This window comes from Colwellia sp. 75C3 (assembly GCF_002836255.1).
Lineage (GTDB): Bacteria > Pseudomonadota > Gammaproteobacteria > Enterobacterales > Alteromonadaceae > Colwellia.
Genome location: NZ_PJAU01000050.1, coordinates 57,025 through 80,039, shown reverse-complemented (window position 1 = coordinate 80,039; position 23,015 = coordinate 57,025). Strand labels below are relative to the sequence as shown.

At 36.8% G+C, this 23,015-nt stretch carries 23 protein-coding genes; 15 read left to right on the top strand and 8 right to left on the bottom strand.

Translation table 11 applies throughout. From position 1 onward, the window contains the following. The 7 genes from CXF85_RS11720 (at window position 1) to CXF85_RS11690 (ending at window position 6,883) form a co-directional block, all read left to right on the top strand. Window positions 1–651, top strand: coding sequence for a GNAT family N-acetyltransferase (locus CXF85_RS11720; protein ID WP_101228719.1), 651 nt, complete (start codon window positions 1–3; stop codon window positions 649–651). 213 nt (window positions 652–864) lie between these two features. Continuing rightward, on the top strand, window positions 865–1,146 hold the full coding sequence (locus CXF85_RS11715) for a hypothetical protein (protein WP_101228718.1): 282 nt from the start codon (window positions 865–867) through the stop codon (window positions 1,144–1,146). 13 nt (window positions 1,147–1,159) lie between these two features. Continuing rightward, window positions 1,160–3,013 carry a tetratricopeptide repeat-containing diguanylate cyclase gene (locus CXF85_RS11710; RefSeq protein WP_101228717.1) on the top strand — a complete coding sequence of 618 codons (1,854 nt, stop codon included), beginning with the start codon at window positions 1,160–1,162 and terminating at the stop codon, window positions 3,011–3,013. A gap of 53 nt (window positions 3,014–3,066) precedes the next feature. Continuing rightward, a complete protein-coding gene (locus CXF85_RS11705) occupies window positions 3,067–3,684 on the top strand; it encodes a GNAT family N-acetyltransferase (protein ID WP_101228716.1) in 618 nt (205 codons plus the stop codon). A gap of 154 nt (window positions 3,685–3,838) precedes the next feature. Next, window positions 3,839–4,660 carry an SAM-dependent methyltransferase gene (locus CXF85_RS11700; protein ID WP_101228715.1) on the top strand — a complete coding sequence of 274 codons (822 nt, stop codon included), beginning with the start codon at window positions 3,839–3,841 and terminating at the stop codon, window positions 4,658–4,660. A 63-nt stretch (window positions 4,661–4,723) separates the two neighbouring features. Further along, window positions 4,724–4,981 (top strand): hypothetical protein, encoded by a 258-nt coding sequence (locus tag CXF85_RS11695; protein WP_101228714.1) that lies wholly within the window; start codon window positions 4,724–4,726, stop codon window positions 4,979–4,981. Window positions 4,982–4,999: 18 nt separating this feature from the next. Beyond that, a complete protein-coding gene (locus CXF85_RS11690; RefSeq protein ID WP_101228713.1) occupies window positions 5,000–6,883 on the top strand; it encodes a tetratricopeptide repeat-containing diguanylate cyclase in 1,884 nt (627 codons plus the stop codon). A 291-nt stretch (window positions 6,884–7,174) separates the two neighbouring features. Here the strand turns inward: CXF85_RS11690 and CXF85_RS22790 are convergent, their stop codons facing one another. Then, window positions 7,175–7,336 carry a hypothetical protein gene (locus tag CXF85_RS22790; RefSeq protein ID WP_157829089.1) on the bottom strand — a complete coding sequence of 54 codons (162 nt, stop codon included), beginning with the start codon at window positions 7,334–7,336 and terminating at the stop codon, window positions 7,175–7,177. A 551-nt stretch (window positions 7,337–7,887) separates the two neighbouring features. Between CXF85_RS22790 and CXF85_RS11685 the strand changes: the two genes are divergently transcribed. Both CXF85_RS11685 and CXF85_RS11680 read left to right on the top strand, forming a co-directional pair. Then, window positions 7,888–8,751 carry a PEP-CTERM sorting domain-containing protein gene (locus tag CXF85_RS11685; protein WP_101228712.1) on the top strand — a complete coding sequence of 288 codons (864 nt, stop codon included), beginning with the start codon at window positions 7,888–7,890 and terminating at the stop codon, window positions 8,749–8,751. 459 nt (window positions 8,752–9,210) lie between these two features. Continuing rightward, window positions 9,211–11,109 carry a GGDEF domain-containing protein gene (locus tag CXF85_RS11680; protein WP_232771171.1) on the top strand — a complete coding sequence of 633 codons (1,899 nt, stop codon included), beginning with the start codon at window positions 9,211–9,213 and terminating at the stop codon, window positions 11,107–11,109. A 145-nt stretch (window positions 11,110–11,254) separates the two neighbouring features. On the opposite strand, the gene prmA is transcribed toward CXF85_RS11680, so the two are convergent. After that, window positions 11,255–12,136 (bottom strand): 50S ribosomal protein L11 methyltransferase, encoded by an 882-nt coding sequence (gene prmA, locus CXF85_RS11675; protein WP_101228711.1) that lies wholly within the window; start codon window positions 12,134–12,136, stop codon window positions 11,255–11,257. Window positions 12,137–12,146: 10 nt separating this feature from the next. Continuing rightward, entirely contained in the window at window positions 12,147–12,308 is a 162-nt protein-coding gene (locus CXF85_RS22785) for a hypothetical protein (protein ID WP_157829088.1), read from the bottom strand. Here CXF85_RS22785 and CXF85_RS11670 point away from each other — a divergent pair. From CXF85_RS11670 to CXF85_RS11650, 5 genes are all read left to right on the top strand, one after another. Then, window positions 12,307–12,798 (top strand): putative 4-hydroxy-4-methyl-2-oxoglutarate aldolase, encoded by a 492-nt coding sequence (locus CXF85_RS11670; RefSeq protein WP_101228710.1) that lies wholly within the window; start codon window positions 12,307–12,309, stop codon window positions 12,796–12,798. The genes CXF85_RS22785 and CXF85_RS11670 overlap by 2 nt on opposite strands. A 109-nt stretch (window positions 12,799–12,907) precedes the next feature. Then, window positions 12,908–13,873 carry an NAD(P)-dependent oxidoreductase gene (locus CXF85_RS11665; protein ID WP_101228709.1) on the top strand — a complete coding sequence of 322 codons (966 nt, stop codon included), beginning with the start codon at window positions 12,908–12,910 and terminating at the stop codon, window positions 13,871–13,873. Between the two features lie 312 nt (window positions 13,874–14,185). Then, complete coding sequence (locus tag CXF85_RS11660; protein ID WP_332870689.1) at window positions 14,186–15,835, top strand: RluA family pseudouridine synthase; 1,650 nt, start codon at window positions 14,186–14,188, stop codon at window positions 15,833–15,835. Between the two features lie 478 nt (window positions 15,836–16,313). Then, a complete protein-coding gene (locus CXF85_RS11655; RefSeq protein ID WP_101228707.1) occupies window positions 16,314–16,844 on the top strand; it encodes a hypothetical protein in 531 nt (176 codons plus the stop codon). A 290-nt stretch (window positions 16,845–17,134) separates the two neighbouring features. Continuing rightward, window positions 17,135–18,007, top strand: coding sequence for a LysR family transcriptional regulator (locus CXF85_RS11650; protein WP_101228706.1), 873 nt, complete (start codon window positions 17,135–17,137; stop codon window positions 18,005–18,007). A gap of 72 nt (window positions 18,008–18,079) precedes the next feature. Here the strand turns inward: CXF85_RS11650 and CXF85_RS11645 are convergent, their stop codons facing one another. Both CXF85_RS11645 and CXF85_RS11640 read right to left on the bottom strand, forming a co-directional pair. Further along, complete coding sequence (locus CXF85_RS11645; protein ID WP_101228705.1) at window positions 18,080–18,295, bottom strand: TIGR02450 family Trp-rich protein; 216 nt, start codon at window positions 18,293–18,295, stop codon at window positions 18,080–18,082. 3 nt (window positions 18,296–18,298) lie between these two features. Further along, window positions 18,299–18,784, bottom strand: a complete 486-nt coding sequence (locus tag CXF85_RS11640) for a CIA30 family protein (RefSeq protein WP_101228704.1) — start codon at window positions 18,782–18,784, stop codon at window positions 18,299–18,301. 206 nt (window positions 18,785–18,990) lie between these two features. Here CXF85_RS11640 and CXF85_RS11635 point away from each other — a divergent pair, with 206 nt between their 5' ends. Beyond that, on the top strand, window positions 18,991–19,515 hold the full coding sequence (locus tag CXF85_RS11635; protein ID WP_101228703.1) for a hypothetical protein: 525 nt from the start codon (window positions 18,991–18,993) through the stop codon (window positions 19,513–19,515). Window positions 19,516–19,638: 123 nt separating this feature from the next. Here the strand turns inward: CXF85_RS11635 and CXF85_RS11630 are convergent, their stop codons facing one another. The 3 genes from CXF85_RS11630 to CXF85_RS22965 all read right to left on the bottom strand — a co-directional run bounded on the left by CXF85_RS11630 (window position 19,639) and on the right by CXF85_RS22965 (window position 22,852). Next, entirely contained in the window at window positions 19,639–21,879 is a 2,241-nt protein-coding gene (locus CXF85_RS11630; RefSeq protein ID WP_101228702.1) for a YHYH protein, read from the bottom strand. Window positions 21,880–22,167: 288 nt separating this feature from the next. Further along, window positions 22,168–22,599 (bottom strand): hypothetical protein, encoded by a 432-nt coding sequence (locus CXF85_RS11625; RefSeq protein WP_101228701.1) that lies wholly within the window; start codon window positions 22,597–22,599, stop codon window positions 22,168–22,170. A gap of 106 nt (window positions 22,600–22,705) precedes the next feature. Continuing rightward, on the bottom strand, window positions 22,706–22,852 hold the full coding sequence (locus tag CXF85_RS22965; protein ID WP_198555608.1) for a hypothetical protein: 147 nt from the start codon (window positions 22,850–22,852) through the stop codon (window positions 22,706–22,708). Window positions 22,853–23,015 lie beyond the last annotated feature (163 nt).

Below are 23,015 nucleotides of genomic sequence, written 5' to 3'. Positions count from 1 at the left end.
TTGCCTCAATCAGAAACACCTAACGATGTAAGCGAGCTTATGCATAGCTTTACCACAGAGCGATTATTAATAAGACCTTTATTGGCTGATGATGAGGACTTTTTTTGTTACCAGCTCACTAATGAAAAGGTAATGCGTCATACAGGGGGGAGTTTAAGTTCCGAGGAGGCGAACAAAGCTTTTCAACGTTATCTCCGAGCTAATCAACGCGCTATTAATGGGGGTAAAAAATCAGTAATTACGTGGGCAATCGTTTGTCTAAAGAGTGAAACCATTATTGGCACGCAAACCTTGTCATTTCTCATCCTGCCGCACAATGCAATCACAATGAATGAAACTGAGGTTACTGACATAAAACAAGCTGAAATAGGAATTATGCTATCTCCCAAAGCTAATGGTAAGTTATTTCCTGAAGAAGCGATGGGTGCGCTAATGGAATACGCGTTTACTCAATTAAAAATCTCTCGTATCAATGCCTTTTATAATAGTCGTAACCTAGCGACTAAACGTTTTGTTAATAAGCTAGGTTTTAATCCTGCGACAGCGGTTAATGACCACAGCAAAAGTATCGATCATACTCACTACCAGTACTTTGATCATGAACAATGGCTGCAGCAGTTGATTACTAAAGTATTTCCTGCTACAAAATAAGAGAAAAGAGAAAAGACAACGATTATTATTTGAACGCAGCCTGTAAAACATCACCTATAAAACAAGACGATAATATCAATGATAGCCATTGCGTTAACCGCCCTAACTCTGCTAATTTAGTGACCCATAAGATTGAATTTAATGTATTGCTTAGGCTAAAAATCCAAAGCATTTTTAAATCGCTAACAATAAAAACAAAATGGAGTATGAATTTTGAGTAAAGTAATTACAGTATTAGAAAAAATGGCAAGTGACGCAGCACTTAATAGCGAAGATGCTATTGCTGATTTAGTAGCAACCAGTGATATTAATGATGGTCAAATGCAAGCTATTGTGGCTAATGATGTTGAAGCGTTAGTTGAAAACACTGATGAAATTTCAAAAATTAAGTTTTTCATTCCTATTATTCCTGCAGAAGATGATGAACCAGAAGAAAGTGACAAAACGAATGACAGCACAGAAACCGCTAGTCAGCTAATAACCGTCAATTACTAGTTTGCCTCCAGTAATGTTGATAAAAACTAACAGTGCAGTAAAAAACAATACCTTGATATTTAGTTTTTTTGTGCTGTTATTTTTTGTACTGTCAACTTCTATTCAAACGTCATTAGCAGATGAAAGAACCAAGCCAAAACAGTTCGAAAACAAAAACCTTACACTGAAAGAAATTAACGATAAGCTGCAATTAGCAGATAAAAATAGACGTTCCAATCCTACAGAATTTAAAAAGTTAATTTTTGAACTAAAGGAGCATCAGCTCACAGACAAACAGCAGCAATATCTGGATGCATTATTTGCCTTTCATTTCATTTACAGCGGGGAATATGATAAAGCAGAGCCAAAATTAAAGACTCTGCTAAAAAAAAACACTAGCAATTTAATCAAATTTAGAGTCAATTACTCTCTTATTGTTGTTGCTGCTGCAACCAAAAACTGGGCAGAGGGGTTAGAGTATATTACCACTAACATTAAACTTTTACCCACTATTAACAATACTGAACATTATCAAAACGGTTTACTGACCATCATTGTATTTTACAGTCAATTAGGGCAATACCAATTAGCATTAAGTTACATTGATAAGCTTTCACAACAAAAATTACCACCAAAAAATAATTGTGCCCTTAAACAACTATCTCTAGAAGCAAAATTTAATTTAAATCAATTAAAGTTGGACGATAATGACTTCGAAGATGCGGTAGCAGAGTGCATAAATGCCGACTTTTTAATTCCAGCACATATAGTTCGTACACATAAAGCCAAGCTGTATTTACAAAATGATGCGCCCCAAAAGTCATTGGATTTCCTTTTAAAATACTTAGAACCAACTAACTCTACTCAATACCCTATGTTGATAGCTGAAGTAAATAATATTATCGCTAAGGCCTATTTGAAAATAGACGACGTAAAAAGTGCTAAAAATCATGCTATAGCAGCACTTGCAATAAACAGTAATGTATCGAATATCCTACAAGGGGTTGAGACTTATTCTTTGCTATATCAAGTTGCTAAAAAACAACAGGACTTACCCCTCGCCCTTAAGTACTTTGAAAAATACTCTGAAATAGAAAAAGCTCATCTTGAAGGTGAAAAGGCCAAACACCTAGCTTTTCAATTAGCTGAACATAATGCCTTTGAACAAGAGAGCCAAATACAGTTACTCAATGAAAAGAACCATTCATTGGCTACCGAACAAACCTTAGAAAAAACTAAAGTGGCAAATAGGCAGCTGATCATTTTACTGTTAAGTTTTATTATTTTAATTCTCGCTTTTGTCGGTATGCGTTTTTGGCGCACCCATAAGCGCGTAAAAGAACTGGCTGAATATGATCCCTTAACCGGTATATATAATCGTGGTCATTTTACTCATGTCACCAACAGCGCCTTAAAATATTGTAAAAATGCCGAACAAGAATTAAGTGTGATTATGTTCGATTTAGATCACTTCAAAAAGGTTAATGACTCGTTTGGTCATGCTTGTGGCGATTGGGCATTAAAAGAAACCATTAAAGTATGTCAAAACATAGGCCGAAAAAATGATATTTTTGCCCGTTTAGGTGGCGAAGAGTTTTGCTTAGTATTACCTAGCTGTAATATTGCTGCGGCTATGCTGCGCGCAGAGGCGTGCCGCGCTGCAATTGAAGAGATAATTACTGAAGAATCTGGTTATGATTTTTCAATCACCGCCAGCTTTGGTGTTACCGATGCTAGGTGCTCAGGTTTCGATTTAGATAAGCTATTAGCTGATGCTGACTTTGCCGCTTACGCCTCTAAGAAAACCGGTCGTAATAAAGTCACTATGTTCGAAGTACCTGAAACCGAAAAAACCGCACAGTTAAATAGCGCTTGGAACTATAACTAGTCCTTTTGTTGTTTATCCCCCCTTAATACTTATATTCCATTGAAGAGTTGTACATGCACAGTTTTACCACTGAACGGCTATTAATCAGGCCGTTAATAGCGGAAGATAAAGCCTTTTATTGTTATCAATATACCGACAAAAAAATGATGCGAGTGGTTGGCGAACCACTAACACAAGCAAAAGCACATGCTGCTTTTGATCGTGCGTTAGCAGCCAATAGCCTTGAAAAAAACACCGTACGCACATGGGCAATTGTCGATAAAAAAATCGATGAGATCATAGGTACTCAAGCTTTTTCTTGGTTAGCGGCAACTCAAACCACTAAACCAAGCAGTTTGCCTATTGAACAAGTAGAGATTGGTATTATGTTAGCCACTAAAGCTAACGGTAAACTACTGCCTGAAGAAGCGGTTTCCGCGATAATGGAATACGGATTTAAACAACTTAACATTGATAGAATCAATGCTTTTTATGCTAATAAGAATAGAGCTACACAACGTATATTGCGAAAAATAGGCTATGTTTTCGAAGCCAACTTACAAGAGACTACCTCCGAAAATGGTTATCAGTATTTTGACCAAAGCCAGTGGCAAGCTAAGGTAATACGAAATTATTTGCCACACCAGTCTCTAAAGAAATGGTCATTGCTATTGATTAAGTCCCCTCAGTAAAAACAATACTATAAAGTAATATACTGATTGCCCCTGATACGTGCTTCTGGTAATTTAGTTACAAAATAATAACAACATTACGACTTTCCTTTTTTAGTAGGCATCGCATCATTGTTATCCCCAGATTACCCCTAAGAATAAAAAGGATTTTACCATGTCAGGCAGTTTAGTATGTGTTGGTACTGGCATGACTTTAGGTGCGCATATTAGCCCTATTTCCCAAAGTCATATCGAACAAGCAGGTGTCGTATTTTCACTGATGGCCAATGGCTTTGCCCAAAAATGGCTTGAAGGTATGAATACTGATGTTCGCTGTTTACAACGCTTCTACGAAGAAGGTAAAAACCGCAACATTACTTACAATGAAATGGTTGATACTATTTTAACCGAAGTGCGTGATGGTAAAAAAGTGGTTGCCGCTTTTTATGGTCACCCTGGTGTGTTTGCCTGTGTTAGCCACCGAGCGATTAAAAAAGCTAAAGCCGAAGAGCTACCTGCCACTATGGAACCAGGCATATCTGCTGAAGATTGTTTGTATGCCGACTTGGGGATAGACCCAGGTAAGACAGGCTGCATGCATTATGAAACTAGCCAGTTTATGTTCTATAAGCGCAATATTGATACCTCTGCGCATTTAATATTATGGCAAGTCGCCCTTGCTGGTGATAAGTCGTTAGGTAAGTTCTCTACGGGTAAAGCTTATCGTCAGGTTTTAGTTGATTTGTTACTTGAACATTATCCCCGTGATCACGAGGTTATTCTTTATCAAGCTAAAGGTATTGCTATTGATGCCATGCGTGATGAAAAAATATTACTCACTGAGCTTGTTGATGCTGAATTATTCATGCATACCACCTTAGTGCTCCCCCCTTGTAGCACCATGCAACCTAACGAAGCAGTACTGGCAAAACTAGTGGCAATAGATAAAAAAGAAGAGCGTATAAAAAACGGTCCCGAATTGAGCTTAGTTTTATAGAATATAAAATTTACCGTCAGAGAATTATCGTAAACGTCTCAAAGATCACATGGAGTAAGTAGTATGAGTAACGTAATTGAAGTATTAGTAAAAATGGCCAGTGACTCGTCACTCAATAACGATAATGCAGTATCTAAGATGTTAGTTATCGCCGATCTCACTGAATATCAATTGTCTGCCATTAGTAGTAAAAATACGGCACATTTAGCTGAGACAATATATGATTTACCCATGATTAAATGTGTACCATTGATGGTTCCAGAAGAGAGTAATGAGATAGAAATTGTCACTTGCATCAAGACGTTCGCAACTAACTTTTAAAAATAGAATAAACTAAACATGAATAACATCTGCATTTTAAAGGAACTAAAAGACAGTTGTCACTCAAAGAAGTGGCTTATACTCCTATCGCTATCTATTACCGTTTTAGTTTGCACTACATCGAGTAAAGTAGTCGCTGCCTCTAATTTTCAACCTGATAACATAACACCGCATGAACCATTTAGAATAAATTCTCAAGAGATATCTGATAAGCTTTTACTAGCGGATAAAAATAGACGCGATGACCCACAGGTATACCAACAATTATTGTTCGAGTTGTCGCAGGTAACGGATTCATTCACAGTAGAACAACGCTACTATTACCAATTTCTTCAAGGTTATTTAGCAACTTACCGTGGTGAATATGATCTCGCAGAGAACCTATTTACAGAAATATTAGCGTCTAGTGCAAACAATTTGATTAGGTTTAGAGCTAACTACACGTTAATAAACGTTGCGGCAGCAAAAAAGGACTGGTCTGATGGTTTAAGGCATATTGCTTTAAATAAAGAAATGCTCTCTTTGATTCATGATGAGGAGCATTATCAAGTAAGCATTCTTACTGCCATGATGTTTTACAACCAAATTCAACAATATAATTTAGTCCTCAATGAGGTCGCTTTAATTAAACGTGAGAGCTTATCTTTGCAGCATAATTGTTTTGTAGAGCAGCTATCACTTGAAGCAAGAATGAATCTTCAACAAATAAAACCAGATGATAAGAGTATTGATACTGCTTTAAACATATGTATGAATGCAGAGAATAAGGTATATACCAATATCATTCGTGTATACCGAGCCAACTTATATTTAAAAGCGCATGAAGCTAGTAAAGCGCTTACTTCATTATTGCCTCACTATGATGAAATCAATGCAACTCTCTACCCAATGCTGACTGTTCGCATGCACAACATATTAGCTAATAGTTACTTTAAAATAGATAACTTACATAACGCAAAAAAATACGCATTAGAAGCAGTAAAAACCAATAAATACATCGATGCTTTTCAGAATACTGATAGTTACAGGCTTCTTTATCTTATCGCTAAACAAGAAAAAAAAATCGACTTAGCATTGAGCTATCATGAGAAATTTAGTGAGTCCGAAACAGAGCGTTTAAAGGGTGAGAGATCTAAGTATTTGGCATTTCAGTTGGCTGAATTACAAACTTTTGATCATGAAAGTCAAATAACACTATTGAACGAAAAAAATAATTTTTTAGCTACCGAGCATGCATTAGCCAATACTAAAGTTGCTAATATTCAGCAGATTATTACCGTAATGACATTTATTATTATTATGTTAACACTTGGCGGGGCTCGCTTATGGCGCTCTCATAAACGGGTCAAAGCATTGTCTGAGCATGATGAGTTAACCGGTATATATAACCGAAGACACTTTGCACAAATTGCCATGAGCACATTAAAATATTGTAAAAGTGCTGAACAAGATTTAAGTCTGATCATGTTTGATTTAGATAACTTTAAAAAAATTAATGATACTTTTGGCCATATCTGTGGTGACTGGGCGTTAAAAGAAACGATTAGAGTGTGTGAAAATATTGGTCGAAAAAATGATATATTTGCTCGTTTAGGCGGCGAAGAATTTTGTATTTTATTACCAAGTTGCAATATTGATGCTGCAGTTTTACGTGCTGAAGCTTGTCGCGCTGCTATTGAAAATACGATTACTGAGGAGTCTGGTAATAACTTTGCTATTACGGCTAGCTTCGGTATAACTGATGTGACGCGGTCTGGGTTTGATTTAGAGAAGCTATTAACAGATGCTGACTTTGCTGCTTATGAATCTAAACATGCGGGGCGAAATAGGCTGACAGTTTTTGAACCTAAAGAAGATGAAAATGGAGAGCCGTTAGATAACTCATGGAGTGTTGTTTCTTAATTGTAGGTCCATCTATTTATCCCTGAAAAATTTCCTCTCATCCCACGAGTACAGTGCTTTACTGCTATACTAGATTCAATGCATTAGTTAGTGAGTTGCTGTACCACTCTATTGATTAACGATTAAATATTTTCGATTTACAATGACTAGTTCTATACACCTGTTAATTCTCTATCATGGAATGAAATAAGAATAAATAAGCGCGTATTACGGCCTTGTCAGGAAATAAATAAGCGTGATAGAAGTAAGCCCCCGGCCTAACATTAACTTAACTCAAAAAAAAATAGTCACCTACAGGCTATTTTCCCTTGACCTTCGATTTTTTATTGCTGTTAAACCGCTATTACTTTGTTTGTTGCTTGCTTCAGCTAATACTGCCTGGGCAATAGAATAAAAGCGTGCACTTAACCTCAAAGCATTTTCACCATGACAGATGAATAAAACCTTACTCATCAGCAGTGCCATTACTGGAAAGAAAAATATTTAGCATTGTATTTATTGGGTGATGAGGTCATCAAAAGAACAACAGGGCCCCGTTAAAGAGAACAATATTTGCTGGATTGAATTCTCCAATTTAGATGCCTTATTCGCTGCCTACTGTTTTAGACAACTAATTGTTAACTAGCTATGAACGAGTGTCAGTATATTTTACATAACTCCTGTAGCGTTTATTTATTGTACAGTCAGTTGTTTTTTCGTTGTTTTTCTTTTAATTACTCTTTTTATATTGAAAACTTATTTCTGTTATTTTTACTGAAGAGACTAAAACAAAGGCTTTTAGCTGTGTAGCTTCGCTTTTATTTTCATTTATGTCAGCCTTTTTTACACAAAGGCATTGCCGTTCCCCCACCTCTTGACTGGTCACTTTTTAAGCTACTGTAAATTAAAAACTAAATAAGTCATTTGCCTTGTTGGTGTACTAATTGCTTTGTTCTTACTGTGATTATATTAGTTAATATTGTTCTGGTCTTGTTCATTATTTAAACATGATAGAGGAAAGGAAAATGAAAAAATTAATAAAACAACTTATAGTAAAAATAAAAGGTAAAACGAAGAAAGCTTTAAAAAGTTTATTGGCGATTGGTTTGCTAATGTTAGCAAGTGCAAGTGCCTTGGCAACACCAATAACCGCTGGCGTGGTAACTTGGGACCCTGATTCTGTCCTCGATTTTTCTGCAGGCTCTTCTTTCAAACAATGGTTTACTACCAATAATAATGGCGAATCTGATGCAAATATAATAACAGGTGACGATATAACAGGTGCAGTGACAACTGCTGATATTGTTACAGATTTTACCACTAATAATCCCCCTGAAAATGACTATTTTCTAACTGGCTTTGGAATAATTACAGCACTAAATGGTTTAACATCAGCATCAGCGTATCTTTGTGATGGTTGTGAGCTAACCTATGCTTTCGGTGGTCTAAAACTTGAGGGTGATATGCTGAGCTTTGATGAAACAGATGCTTGGTTTACATTATTTAGTGATTCTTCAGAGGAGTTTGATTTGCTTGCTATTCACGAAGATAATTATGCAGCAGCACAAGATGGTGTTGTTTGGTTAGAAGGTGGGTTTGATAGCTTCGCTATAATTTCAGGTACGATAAATGCAGGTTTCACCGAAGGCTTATTATCTGTGACTGACGGTTTAGCCTTTGGTAATTTTGATACGAATGGTGAACCGGAGGGTCTTGGTGGCTCTGATATATCATTATCTGGTTCTGCTCAATTTTCTTCGAGTTCCCCTTATAATACTAGTGGTACAGTAGATTTTGAGGGAGACACCATACCCGAACCCAGCACATTAGCCATTTTTGCTTTAGCTTTATTGGCCTTGGCAGGTGTAACCCGCGCTAAGCAAAGATAGCTTGCATAAATGAAGGACTGAAAAGTATTAATTTACTACTCCCTTAAGTAATATGAACAAGGCATTTTATGCCAGCACCCCATACTTGGTCTAGGTAACCGCCCTGAGTATGGGTTTTTTTATTTGATTTTCGGCTAATGAATTTAACCTAAAACGCGTGCTATTCGTTAAGCTAATCCCTCAAAAACACTTCAATGTCATTAATTTAAACGTTTAGCACATATGTTTATAATTCATAGTAGAACTGCCTATTTCGCCCTACATCCATACGAGTACAGTGCTTTACTGCTATACTAGATTCAATGCATTAGTTAGTGAGTTGCTGTACCACTCTATTGATTAACGATTAAATATTTTCGATTTACAATGACTAGTTCTGCACACTTATTAATTCTCGGTCATGCGATGAACTGAGAATAAATAAGCGTGCATTTCTGCCAAGTCAGGAAATAAATAAGCGTGATAGAAGCAAGCCCTCGGCCTAACATCAACGTAACTCAAAAAACAAATAGTCACCTACAGGCTATTTATCCCTTACTCGTCGATTTTTTTATTGCTGTTAGACCGCTATTACTTTGTTTGTTACTTACCTCTGTGCATATTGTCTGGGCAAGTGAAGAAAAACCTCATTTAGCTGATGCCCTTATTATCAGTGAAGATATCGCCAAAAATTTTACCCTTGCTGATGAAAGCCGCTTAAGTGATCCAAAGTTGTTTAGGAGGTTACTCGAAGAACTCAATCAACAAAAAGCCCACTTTACTACCGAACATCAAGAGTTTTATAATTATTTGCAGGGTTATCATTTTGCCTACATTGGCGAGCATGACAAAGCGGAAAAAACACTTAAAGCCATTTTACTATCAAGTACTGATACATTACTTAAATTCAGAGCCAATCATACCCTCATTAATTTGTCTGCTATCAACCAAAAATGGACGGATGGTTTGCAATACATTGCTGATAATAATGCGATTATAGATAAAATTGACAATGAGAAGATAATTCAGAGTAGTTTGTTAGCTACGGTTCTATTTTATATAAGCGTAAAACAATATAATTTAGCGTTAGAACATATTTCACAATTAGAGCAACATGAACTATCACCCCAGAACAGATGCTTTGCTAAGCAATATTACTTCGATGCAAAATTTAACTTAGGACAACTTAAGGTAAATAGCCTAGCGCTTAATGATGCGTTAAAGCGCTGTATTGCGAGCAAAAATAAAATTGGCGCCAATTCAATACGCCGACATCAAGCCAACTTGTACTTACAATTAAAGGCACCTGAACACGCGCTCAATTTACTTTTACCTTACGTTAATGAAGTAGAAAGTACCTTGTACCCAATGCTTATAGCCGCTGTTGATAATATTATTGCCCAAGCATATTACCAATTAAATGACATGGACAATGCCAAATATTATGCCACTAAAGCGATGTTACTCAACAAGGAGAATACTGGTGTAGAACGTGGCCGAGATAGCTACCAAGTATTATACCAAGTCGCGGAGAAACAAAAAAAACCCATTTTGGCACTACGTTATTTCAAACAGTATTCGCTATTCGATAAAGCATTTCTTGATGAAGTAAAGGCTAAACACCTAGCGTTTCAACTCGCTGAGCATGATAGTTTGGAGCAAGCCAGTAAAATAAAATTACTGAATGAGCAAAATAATTTGCTAACGACTAAACAAGCTTTAGCCGAAACTAAGATACACAATGTGCAATTAGCCATTGCGATTCTGATTTTATTAATAAGTATATTGACGGTATGGGGCACGCATTTATGGCGCGTTCATAAACGGGTAAAGATACTATCTGAAAGTGATGAGTTAACCGGCATATACAATCGCAGGCATTTTAATTATGTGGCGATTAGTGCCTTAAGATATTGTAAAACTGCTCAGCAAGAATTAAGTGTCATCATGTTTGATTTAGACCATTTCAAAAAAATTAATGATAATCATGGTCATCTTTGTGGCGATTGGGCATTAAAAGAAACCATTAAAGTTTGCCAAGCCATAGGTAAAAGTAATGACGTCTTTGCTCGATTAGGTGGAGAAGAGTTCTGTTTGTTATTACCCAGTACGAATATTGATAAAGCACATAGTAGAGCTGAAGCGTGTCGAGTTGCTATAGAAAGCATTATTAGTAAAACTTCGGGCAGTAATTTTTCTCTTACCGCAAGTTTTGGTGTTACTGATTTAACACGTTCTGGTTTTCGTTTAACCGACTTACTTAAAGATGCCGATAGCGCAATGTATATCGCTAAGAATACTGGTCGTAATCAAGTGATATTGTTTGAACCGCCAAACAAAGAAAAACCATTAGACAACTCATGGAGTATTACTTCTTAATTGCTGAGAGAGTAAAAACTGGATAAGTTGCGTTGATTAGAACATGAGCTGGATCCCCGATTAGAAACTTCGGGGATGACACTTAGGCAAGATCAGTTTGCACATATCACTGTATTACTTAAAGGGGACGCTAAATAATTTGTGCTTACTTTCGCTGTCCGTTTAAGCGTACCCATTCTTCTTGTACGCTGACTGGTTCCATATCACACCATTGCCCGTACATTGTTTGTAATACTTCAGCTTGCTCTTCTAATACGCCAGATAATGCTAACAAGCCTTTATCACCAACAAATTCCATGATAGTTGGCGCTAACTCGCGTAATGGTCCGGCTAGAATATTTGCCACCACTACATCAGCTTTAAATGCAGGCTGATCTTTCGGTAAATATAATTCAAGTCTATCGGAAACATTATTACGTTCTGCATTAGCAAGACTTGCTTGCAGTGCTTGTGGGTCGATATCAATACCAATAACTTTCTTAGCACCTAACTTAAGTGCTGCTAATGATAAAATGCCTGAGCCACAACCAAAATCGACTACTGTTTTATCTTGTAAGTCTAAGCCATCTAACCAAGTTAAACATAAAGCCGTGGTTGGGTGAGTTCCTGTACCAAAAGCAAGGCCTGGATCTAACATAACATTAACCGCATCAGGATCTGGAACATCGCGCCAGCTAGGACAAACCCATAAGCGTTCGCCAAACTTCATTGGGTGGAAGTTGTCCATCCATTCACGTTCCCAGTCTTTGTCTTCTAGTTGCTCTAATTTATAAAGCATCTCTTCTTTATCTGGATGAATACTTTTCAAATAGCTGATCACTTTATCCATATCGTGACTTGCTTCAAATAACCCCATGACGACAGTATTCGACCAGTAGAGAACTTCATCACCAGGTAATGGCTCATATATTGGGGTGTCTTGTGCATCGACAAAAGTAACGGCTTGTGAGCCACAGGCTGAAAGCCAGTCACTATATTTTTCGGCGTTATCTTCGTTGGCACTTAATCTAAGTTGTATCCAAGGCATCTAATTTTCTCTACTGGTATTTTGTGTTTGCTGCTACGCGTTGTCGCTGTGGTTGTCCTTGAGACAAAGGACGATGTAATTGGCAAATAGTAGCAATAAATAAGCTTGATGCTAGTTTATCATTCATTACTGCTAGAGTAGGGAAAAATAATGATAAAAAGGAAAATACCATGCTAGATTTATTACCCGATTTATTTGATGAATATCCTGAGCAACTTAGTCTTGCTGATAAAGCATTTATTGATTATGGCAAGAAAATTATCTTTTATGGCGAGATAGTTACTGTGAGCTGCTTTGAAGATAATTCGAAAGTGAAAGAGCTATTAGCAACTGACGGTACCGGTAAAGTATTAGTAGTTGATGGTAAAGGCAGTATGAACCGCGCTCTTTTAGGCGATATGATAGCAGAAAATGCGGTAAAAAATAATTGGCGAGCTGTGGTTATCAATGGCTGTATTCGTGATGCAGGAACTATTAGCACCTTAGCTATTGCGGTAAAAGCGCTTGGTTGTAATCCAATAAAAACAGAGAAGTGGGGTGTTGGTGACACTAACATTACCGTTAACTTTGCCAATATTGATTTTATTCCTGGTTGGACTATTTATGGTGATGCCAATGGCTTGGCAGTCAGTGAATCAAAGTTAACGTTAATTAAACCATAACATAACTATCAGCAACGAAAGCATCAACTTAATACAGATTAAGGTTTTATCTTTTCTGCTATGTTAATGTGAACATATAAGATTGATAAGTAACAAAGTTGGTTTGTAGATGAAGTATTTTCCCGTTTTTCTTGATGGTAGTAAAATTAATGCCATGGTGGTTGGCGGTGGCGACGTTGCTGCCCGTAAAATTGAATTACTGTTAAAGACCACGACACAAATCACCATTATGGCTGAGAGTGTTTCTGAAGGTGTTGAACGTTTAATTAACGAGAATCAACTAACATGGTTACAGCATAACTATAAAGCAGGCTTGTTAACCAAAATTACCTTAGTGATTGCCGCCACCGATGATACCGCCGTTAATGAGCAAGTTTATTATGAAGCGCTAGAATTTAACATTCTTGCTAATGTGGTTGACCAACCTGCCCTATGTACTTATATCACGCCAGCGATTATTGATCGTTCACCGATGATTATTGCGCTTTCAAGCTCAGGCAGTGCACCTATTCTTATACGTATGCTACGAGAACAGATAGAAAAGATTTTACCGCAAGGTTACGGCCGTTTGGCTGATTTTTCATTCAAATTCCGCGATCATGTCAAAGCTCGTATCAAAGGAATACCTAATCGCCGCACCTTTTGGGAAAGTGTTTTACGTGGTTCAATAGGACAAGACTTGCTTGATGGTAAGCAACAAGAAGCTGAGCAACAATTGATTGCTAGTTTAAAAGAGAAAATTGCACCTGCTCAAGGTGAAATTATTTTTATTCAAACCCTTGAAGGTAATCCTGATAATTTAACCTTGAATGCTCATCGCGCTTTACAATTTACTGATGCTGTTTTTTATGATGGCAATGTCAACATTGAGTTAATTGAATATGTTCGCCGCGATGCCGAAAAATATCCGCAAAGTGTCAATTCGACTATTATGCTCAATTATCAGCATGCTTTAGAGCTTGCTCAAAAAGGCCAACAAGTTATCTACTTATTAGCTGGTAATGAAGAGTTACCTAGTAATGAGGCCTTAATTACCAGTGGTATTAGTACTAGAATTATTACCAGTGGAAGTTAGCGGGTATTACTAATTAAGTGTACTGAATGGTACAGCCCACAACAACTCTACGTTTATACAGCTCACACTTTTAATAATACATTACCCATAGAGATAATAAAATTAACCTTAATAAAATAGAGAGGCCTCCATTTGTGAAGGCCCTCTATTTTATTAGTATTTAAGCAGTGCAGTCATTAGTGATAACGATTAGAATAGACACTATTTATAAAGCATCGCTTAGGCATACGTCGGCGTGGTTTTTCTTTATTAACGATTTATAACCTATTTGTCTAATTCCCTATCATGCTTAATACCTGCCGCTCATCCTGTTTGACAAAATTCACTAGTGACATTAGTCAATACCCATTACCTGCGAAATTTACTTATCCTTTTCATTATCAAGCCCATGCATTGGCTTTGGCGGCCAGTGAAGAGTTACAGCTGAAACTGAAAAGATTTCATCCTGTTGATACTGAGCAGCAAGGCAGAATGTATGGCGTATTAATTGTTAAAGATGATGAAGGATCCCTTGGTTACTTATCAGCTCTTTCCGGTAATGCCAATGAGTGGCGTGGCGATACTGATGCTGTGATTAACTTTGTTCCCACAATACATCAAGCCTATGAACAGAGTGAGTTTGAGAAAACACAGCAAGTTGAAATTAATGATATCAACACAACCATTACCCGACTCGCGGCTAATGCTGATATTAGTAAGTTAACTATTTTATTGGCTACTGAAGTCACTAAGTCTGATGAAGACATACAATCGCTGCAGCAACAAATGCGAGAGAATAAGAAAGCGCGTAAAGAAAAACGTGCTTGGCTTAGCTCTGCAGATTTACCTGAAGACGAACACAGAAACATTAGCATTGAACTATCTCGCGCCAGCGTAACGGATAAAAAAGCGCTGCAAGCATTAAAGCTACATCATCAAACAAGCATGGACTTAACCGCCAGTAAATTACAGCAACTGACTGATGAGATAGAGTCACTAAAAAAGATAAGAAAAAAGCGCTCCGCAAAACTACAAAAGCACTTTTTCAAACAATACCAAATGTTAAACTGTAAAGGGGAACGTAAAGACTTAACTGAGATTTTTGCCGACACTATAGTACAAAAGCCACCAGCTGGCTCTGGTGATTGCGCAGCACCAAAGCTATTGCAGTATGCTTTTGAACATAAACTAACACCATTATGTATGGCAGAATTTTGGTGGGGAAAGCAGCCTAAATCAGAAATCAGAAAACATAAACACTTCTACCCTTCCTGCCAAGGTAAGTGCCAACCCATTTTAGCTCACATGCTTACGGGTATGGATGTAGATGAAAACCCTTTGTTGATTAATCCGGCTGAAGGGTTAGATCTAGATATTGTTTTTCAAGACGAGCATGTTGTGGTAGTTAATAAACCAGCAGGTTTATTATCTGTTCCTGGAAAGTCGATTAAAGACTCCGTATATACGCGTATTAAAGAACAATTTCCTCAAGCCACTGGTAGTTTGATTGTCCATAGATTAGATATGGCTACTTCTGGCTTGTTAATGTTGGCGTTAAATCAACGTGCTCACAAAAACTTGCAACAACAATTTCTTGATAAAGAAGTGAGCAAACGTTATGTCGCTACTATTGAAGGTAAATTAGAAAAATCCATTGGTGAAATATGTTTACCCCTTCGTGGTGACTATGATGATAGGCCAAAGCAAATGGTATGTCATGAACATGGTAAGTATGCGGAAACGCATTGGCAGCTTATTGAAGAAATAGGTAATACCAGTAAGTTATTTTTATACCCTATTACAGGCAGAACGCATCAGCTACGCATGCATTGCGCGCATCCTGACGGACTTAACACCCCCATTATTGGTGATGGCTTATATGGTACCACGGCTAATAGACTTCATTTACATGCACAGCGTTTGAGCTTTTTACATCCCATCACTAAAGAGCGTTTAACTTTTGAAGTCAAAGAAGGTTTTTAGTGCTGAGTATCTTTAAACACCTTGGGTTCCTAATGTGTTTACAATTGATTTATTCATCCCATAAACATAAAGTTGACATGAAAAATGAATCCGCCTAAACTCTTGTGCAGGTTGCAGAGACGCCTTTTCCGCTCAAGATGAATTCACTCTGGTATCAATGATTAATCAGTTCAATACGAACTAAGTAGGCTTTGCGGAATGCCAATTTACTTAGAGGAATTGAATTGTGATCTTTCAAGAAAATCATCAGGCTTGCCCTGAATACTTCCCAAAAATAGAATTAAAAACCAACTATAACCACTGTATTACTACCAAATGCACATCTACATTCGGCAAGCTCTTTTTGCTAATGATATGTTTGGTTATATGTGAAGCATACAACCTATTATCAATAAACACTTTTACTGCTAGCTTCGAATTATCCTTAGCTAATACCTTTTCATTTCATACAAGCATTGAGTTGAAGTAGAGGTATACAATGGAATACGCATTAAACGAAGTAAAAACCCAAGCCAAGAAGTTATTAAAAGCATTAAAGTCAGAGCCTAGCTTAGTAAATAGTATGAAAATACCGTTAAAAAAAATTGCCGTTACTTCACTCGATGAATTAAAACTTAAACACTGCTTAGCTCTAGTTGCCATTGAATTAGGCTTTAAAGATTGGCATGAAGCGCAACAGCTTTTATCTGGTGCGAGACCATCGTTAGTGATGATAAACATGGGCACTTTCTTTTACCCAGAAAACTGTGGCGGTTTTATTAATGAATGGTTTGCCGATTACTCGCAAGCTGAAGAGACTTTGCTAAAAAGTGTGACATCAAAATGGCTGCTGCCTTATAAAAATCAATTTATTGTAGTAGAGCACGATTATGTTGCCGTATTTAAACTAAATAAAGCGTTGCAGCCTTTATGGAATGAAGTAAAACATGACATGGTCGCCAGTTATAATAGTTTAGCGTGGGATAAAATAGCGTGTGCTGTGATTAGAAATAGACAGCGGAGTTATTAACGTTAATAGTTATAATTAAAGCAATAGTTAACAGACTTTAATAACTGATTCAGCTAACCATAACAAGTAAGCCTTAGCACTTTATAACGTGCTAAGGCTTCTCATCTAACGTTTGTTCTTTATATAATTAATAAGCGCCCGCAGCATAAGATAATTCATAACGGTGGCTATACATTTCTTAAATATTACCAAAGGTATTTTTAATCGGCTCTATATAGATGAATACCATTTACGCAACACAATTAATTACGTAAAATTATCATAATCTATAGTTGTGAGAGCATTTTGTAATGATAAATCTTGTTTGGTTAAAAACCTTCTGCTGCCTTGTTGATATCGGCCATTTTACAAAAACCGCTGATAAGTTATTTATGACGCAATCTGGCGTTAGTCAGCACATAAAGAAATTGGAGCAGTATCTAGACACCTTATTATTACTTCGCGAAGGTAAGTCTTTTTCACTCACTGATGCAGGAATGAAACTCTATCAACAGGGTCAAGAATTACTGAAAACATCTGAAGAAATGGCTGCATCAATTAAACAAGATGAACCATTAATTGGAACAGTAAAAATAACAACACCTGGCAGTGTTGGTTTGAAGTTATATCCACAATTGTTGGATATTCAACAACAGAATCCAACATTAGTTATTGATTATCGTTTTGCGCCAAACTCAAGCATAGAACAAGACTTAATAGATAGAAAAGTGGATATTGGGTTACTCACTGAGCAGACTAAAAGCCCAGCCTTAATGAGTACCCCAATAGCAGTAGAGCCGTTAGTTTTAATCACTTCAAGAAACATTAGCGTCGTTAACTGGAAAGTATTAAGTGAGCTTGGATTTATAAGTCATCCTGATGCTGAGCATCATACACAACAATTATTAAGTGAAAACTATAGTGAATTTGAACATATTAATCAGTTTCGACATTCCGGATTTTCTAATCAAATTAGCTTAATTTTAGAACCCGTTAGTCGAGGCTTAGGTTTTACTGTCTTGCCCTCACATGCCGTGAATGCTTTTCATAAGCAAGATGACATCACCATACATTATTTAAAACATACCGTTAATGAAACCTTATACCTTTGCCAAAATCGTCATTCTTTTGAAAATAGCCGCACTAAGTATATTAAATCGGTCATTATTGATTTGATTGGCTAGTATTATTTTTAATAACAACGCTAATAGGTATAACTATCGCGAGTAAAATATTAGTTAAATGGGCTTTATTATTTATTGCCAGCCTATTTGCCACGTATCGCTAAGCTTTAGTTCACGCCAATCAATCGCATAGTCCTTTTTAGTCATTACTGCCTCTATGACACAGTCAACAACCTTTTGGTCTTCATCAAATTTAACCTCTGTGATGATAAAGTGTTTTTCTTTATTGGTGACTTCGACCTTGGTCCATTTACTGTGGATGAGCGCTTTAGGATTAACTTTGTTCATCGCTTAACTCCTGCCAAACTTAAGACTAAAAATGGATAGTAAAAATGGGCCTGTTACCTTTTTTGTGACTAAAAACCCAACTTGGTCAATGTCTTCCGATTTAAGTACTGCTGCCGTCATGATATTACGGCCACGAAATGACGCCTGAAAATCAGCCAGTGTAAATCTAATTTTCTGACGCTGACCAGCAATACTATTAAAACTGTGTTTATAAGCCATTCGGTAACCACTAACATTAACTATCAACCTAACCTGGTAAGTTTCGCCATCACCTTGTATATCAATGGTGACATGTTCAAGACCAATATTCAGTGAATTCACGGTGCGATAAACGGCACTAAAACCACCGTTATTTTTTAGTGAAATATTACCCGTGAAAATACCTTGCTCTTCACTAATGCTGATGTTGCCATTAGAACATCCGCCCATAACCGCATCGTTGGTTATTTGCCATTTATCAACTTCATGTTTATTAATAAAATCTATCATGATTTGTTATGAGGTAATCACTTGAGTGTTTAGGTTGAGAATATAATGGTTCATCATATTCTTACGATATAACGACACATTAAGATCAAATATAAGCAAATATAAGCAAATATAAAAACAGTAGAAAAAACCTGAACCGTTATGAGCTAAATCCTTTAGTGCATCGTATAGGTTAGATAATTGTAATAACAAACGAGAACGTATAAATGCGTACTATTATTTTATGTCTTTTCATTAGTTTGCTAACGGCCTGTAGCACTAATCACCCAAACCAAGATATTACCGGAAAATCTTTTCCTTCTATCAGTGGCCAAACACTTGAAAAAAACAACATGAATATGCCGGAAGATTTTAAGGAAGACTTCACGTTATTACTCATTGGTTATAAACAAAACTCACAGTTTGATATTGATCGCTGGTTAATCGGTTTAGACATGACTAAAACAAAAGTCGCGGCCTATGAACTACCGACTATTCAAGGACTGTTTCCACAAATGTTCAGTACCTTGATTAATAATGGTATGCGTTCTGGTATTCCAAAACCGCTATGGAAAGGGGTTGTTACTGTTTATAAAGATGGTGATAAAGTACAAGCCTTCACTGGTAATGAAAATCCTAATAATGCACGAGTTGTACTGCTAGATAAGAATGGCATTATTCTCTATTTTTACGATGATGGATTTTCAGTCACTGCACTTAACGAAGTGAGAAGTTTTTTGGATAATAATTAATTTACGGTTTTATCTTTAATACACTAGGGAGTTAACAGTTACAGTTAAGGTAAGTGCGCTCTAGTGTGAAATAAACTACATTCCCATCTACCCATGACTTAAATAACGATGCATTTTATATCACTACTTGGTAAAACTATTGTCTGGCGTTCCGGAAAAACATGCCAACACATAAGGATAACTCTGCGTAATGTAATAGCCATATGCGCTATCTTTTGTCATACCATTACATTCATCTAAATCCCCAAGTCCTTCAACATATTCATAATCATCACGATATTTTCCATCGTAACTGCCTCCGGGGTCACCTTCACCATTAGGACGATTACCTGATTTTAAGCGGTAGCTTGATTGCGCTTGGCGAATAGTACCTTCATCATTAAAATTTGAGCCAAATATCGGAAAACCATCCGCGGCAAAACCAACCACAGGGGACTCTTGATTATCCGTATCATCAAATAGTGCTAATGGTGATCCGTGATAATGGTAAGTGCCATCAGGCTGTGCATGCGCATTATGTGAATCAACCGCAAAACCATTCGCTTCATGCATTGGATCATAACGCCATGCTTGAGCCATATCATTACAGCCAACTTTTCCATTTCCTATGCCATAACAACCCGCAGCTAAAAGATCGACCTTAACACCGTTCAGTAATATCGCATTGTCTACTTGTAAAGAGAGCGGGGTAAATTGACTGGCTTTAGTTGGGGATACAGTAATTTCAAACTGATCATTTTGTTCACTCACATTGTTAGGAAATGCGCTACCGCCATCATTAAAGTCGTGGTTAGGAATGGCATTGGTATTAAAAACACATTTATCGCCTATCTGAGAAATAACAAGATCACCCTGAAATACAAGACCTTTATTTATGTCATTCACCGTTGAGGTAAATTGCTCAATATAATCTAGACAGTTTTGACTTTTGCTCTCCAATATCGCATTAGTGATATCGATAGCTCCTTCAGTAACCTCAGAGACATCTCCTTGAGTGACCGTAGCAAAGCTTTCTAAATTTCTTATGGCTTCAAGTAATACATAGTCACTGGTCGGTAATAAATTTTCAGATTCTGAAAAGCCATCTTGTAATGAATAGAACTCTTGTATTCCATCATCAAACTCGATTAACTTGTAGTTATCTGAACGGGTTGTCCACCCTGTTACTGCTTCAGATTTATATGCCGTATAAACATAGCTTCTCTCATATATTCCTTGCTCTGAGAAGAGCGACTTAAAGCTTTGGCTATCATGTATTTTAGTATCAGTTACGCCGGCAACATTTGCTATGGTTGCATACAAATCAGTTGCGGTAACTAAGGCTGTTTCTCTCTCATTTATACGTGAAACGCCTTTTCCTGAAACAACAAACGGAGTAGCTACACCGCCTTGATATAAGCTGAATTTACTGTGAGTTGCACTATAAGCGGCAGTATCTATAACCGCCTTGGGCGTACCATTGTCGCCAATAAAAATAATAATAGTATTGTTGCGCGTATCTTTGTCTAAGGTATCTAACAGTCGCCCTATTTCGGTATCCATCGCTTCAATCGCAGCTAAATAATAATCACGTTTGTTGTTAATGATATCAGTGGATATTCCTGATAAATCTCGACTATGTAATGATGTTGGTGGTAAATGAAAAGGCGAATGTGGTGCAGAATAAGCTACCCATGCAAACCAAGGTGCTGTTTGTTCACTTACCCAGTTAAGGGCTAAGTCAGTAATTTTAGTTGAATGATATTCGGTGGAGTTTTCTACCACGCCATTGATAGTAAGTGACCAATCGTAGTAGTCAGATAAATTCCCTATATTACCCGCATAATAATCAACGCCAATATCATTGGGATGTGTTGCACTAGTGCCACCTATATGCCATTTACCAAACACTGCCGACTGATAATTGTCAGAAGTGGCATTACCCTTTAAATACTGTTGTAATATTTCATGTTCTGCTGACAGATTCCCAGGTAAGGACTCAACGCCATTATTAATCCCATATTTACCGGTAATAATAGTACTACGCGTTGTTGAACATGCTGGCGTTACCCACATATTTTCGAAAGTAATACCCTGTTGCGCCAGCATATTTAACGTAGGGGTTTGTGGTACATCGTCACTAAAATCATATTGAGCAGAGGCATCTAAGCCTTGATCATCAGAGATGATAAACAAGATATTAGGTTGTACTAGTGCATTATCATCTTCTGCAGGCGGCTCGATCGGACTTTCTATTGGCGCTTCGACTGGGATTCCTACTGGAATGACTATTGGATCCTCAGCTTCTTCTGTGGACCCTCCGCCACAACTAGCAAGGATAACAAATAGGGTACTGAGTATAAGAAAACGTAATGTGTTTAACATGACAATCGCAACCTCTTAGCAGAAAGATGAAATGAACCTATAAAATACAGCTTAGCTTTATTTTTTATTAAAAATTAGCGTCATCATATTTCATCAACTTAGTTTGCACTAATATAAGTGAGGTTGGGTAAAGCAAGCGTAAAGTTATGTAAAATTGATGGAAACCAAGAACATCATAATTTTAAAGATGTTACTACAGATTAATACTTTGCCTACATGGACCTACAGTACCTGTAGTGGTCATCTCAGTATTTAGTAATAACTTAGAGTCTAAAGCATAATAATTGATTAATCACAGCGCCAATCATATGCATTTAAAATAGCGGATACCTTTTGACTACTGTGATCCTTATTAGTCACCCTAATCATAGGAATACTTCGTTTATTCAAAGTCATATGAAAAACATCAGATTCTTTGAATTTTTGAGATAAGTTTTGCTGACTACATTCATTTTCAAGATTTATTAGTGAAAGTGACTTTGCTTCTTTTAAACTGTCTTTACGCAGTTGGATTAAGCTCTCTTTAAAACTAAAGTGCACTAAAACATAGTCCTCCCCCATCTGGTAGTCGTATTGATATGGAATATTATTATTCATTAATTTTGAAATAAATAAGCCATTAGTGAATGAGTCATTGAAACTCTCAACCGAGTAAAACTCAGCCTCATCGCTACAGCTAATACAAGTTAGTAACAGTAAAAAGAGCAGTGAAATTTTCATTATGTACGGCCTAAGTGAAAGAAATGAACGATTGCTTTGACGAATGAACTACCATTAAGGTCGAAAGTACCATCCTCTAAAAACGATTATAATTAAAGATGAATATTTAGACACGCTTGGCCATTTTACTCACCACTAACGTAAATGAATTATCCATCATACGCTCAAGTTCGCTCTGTAGAAGTAAACCATCAAGAATGATTCTATTCCATAAACGTTTAATCGTGTAAACATTAACGTTCTCAATTTTCAAAATGCTGCACATCACTACACATTAATCTGAGTATTATCACTAATTAGAGTACATCAATTAATTCAAGAACTACCGCTTAGAGTTTCTGTTCATTGCCAAGTAGTATTGTTGCTTTTGTGAAATATTCATTTTCTTTTACTTAATGTTAATATTTTGTTAGATT

Coding starts and splice junctions, on each gene's coding strand:
- CXF85_RS11710 (WP_101228717.1), top strand. CDS start 1,160: ATGTTGATAAAAACTAACAGTGCAGTAAAAAACAATACCTTGATATTT.
- CXF85_RS11705 (WP_101228716.1), top strand. CDS start 3,067: ATGCACAGTTTTACCACTGAACGGCTATTAATCAGGCCGTTAATAGCG.
- CXF85_RS11700 (WP_101228715.1), top strand. CDS start 3,839: ATGTCAGGCAGTTTAGTATGTGTTGGTACTGGCATGACTTTAGGTGCG.
- CXF85_RS11695 (WP_101228714.1), top strand. CDS start 4,724: ATGAGTAACGTAATTGAAGTATTAGTAAAAATGGCCAGTGACTCGTCA.
- CXF85_RS11690 (WP_101228713.1), top strand. CDS start 5,000: ATGAATAACATCTGCATTTTAAAGGAACTAAAAGACAGTTGTCACTCA.
- CXF85_RS22790 (WP_157829089.1), bottom strand. CDS start 7,336: ATGAGTAAGGTTTTATTCATCTGTCATGGTGAAAATGCTTTGAGGTTA.
- CXF85_RS11685 (WP_101228712.1), top strand. CDS start 7,888: ATGAAAAAATTAATAAAACAACTTATAGTAAAAATAAAAGGTAAAACG.
- prmA (WP_101228711.1), bottom strand. CDS start 12,136: ATGCCTTGGATACAACTTAGATTAAGTGCCAACGAAGATAACGCCGAA.
- CXF85_RS11670 (WP_101228710.1), top strand. CDS start 12,307: ATGCTAGATTTATTACCCGATTTATTTGATGAATATCCTGAGCAACTT.
- CXF85_RS22785 (WP_157829088.1), bottom strand. CDS start 12,308: ATGGTATTTTCCTTTTTATCATTATTTTTCCCTACTCTAGCAGTAATG.
- CXF85_RS11665 (WP_101228709.1), top strand. CDS start 12,908: ATGAAGTATTTTCCCGTTTTTCTTGATGGTAGTAAAATTAATGCCATG.
- CXF85_RS11655 (WP_101228707.1), top strand. CDS start 16,314: ATGGAATACGCATTAAACGAAGTAAAAACCCAAGCCAAGAAGTTATTA.
- CXF85_RS11650 (WP_101228706.1), top strand. CDS start 17,135: ATGATAAATCTTGTTTGGTTAAAAACCTTCTGCTGCCTTGTTGATATC.
- CXF85_RS11645 (WP_101228705.1), bottom strand. CDS start 18,295: ATGAACAAAGTTAATCCTAAAGCGCTCATCCACAGTAAATGGACCAAG.
- CXF85_RS11640 (WP_101228704.1), bottom strand. CDS start 18,784: ATGATAGATTTTATTAATAAACATGAAGTTGATAAATGGCAAATAACC.
- CXF85_RS11635 (WP_101228703.1), top strand. CDS start 18,991: ATGCGTACTATTATTTTATGTCTTTTCATTAGTTTGCTAACGGCCTGT.
- CXF85_RS11630 (WP_101228702.1), bottom strand. CDS start 21,879: ATGTTAAACACATTACGTTTTCTTATACTCAGTACCCTATTTGTTATC.
- CXF85_RS11625 (WP_101228701.1), bottom strand. CDS start 22,599: ATGAAAATTTCACTGCTCTTTTTACTGTTACTAACTTGTATTAGCTGT.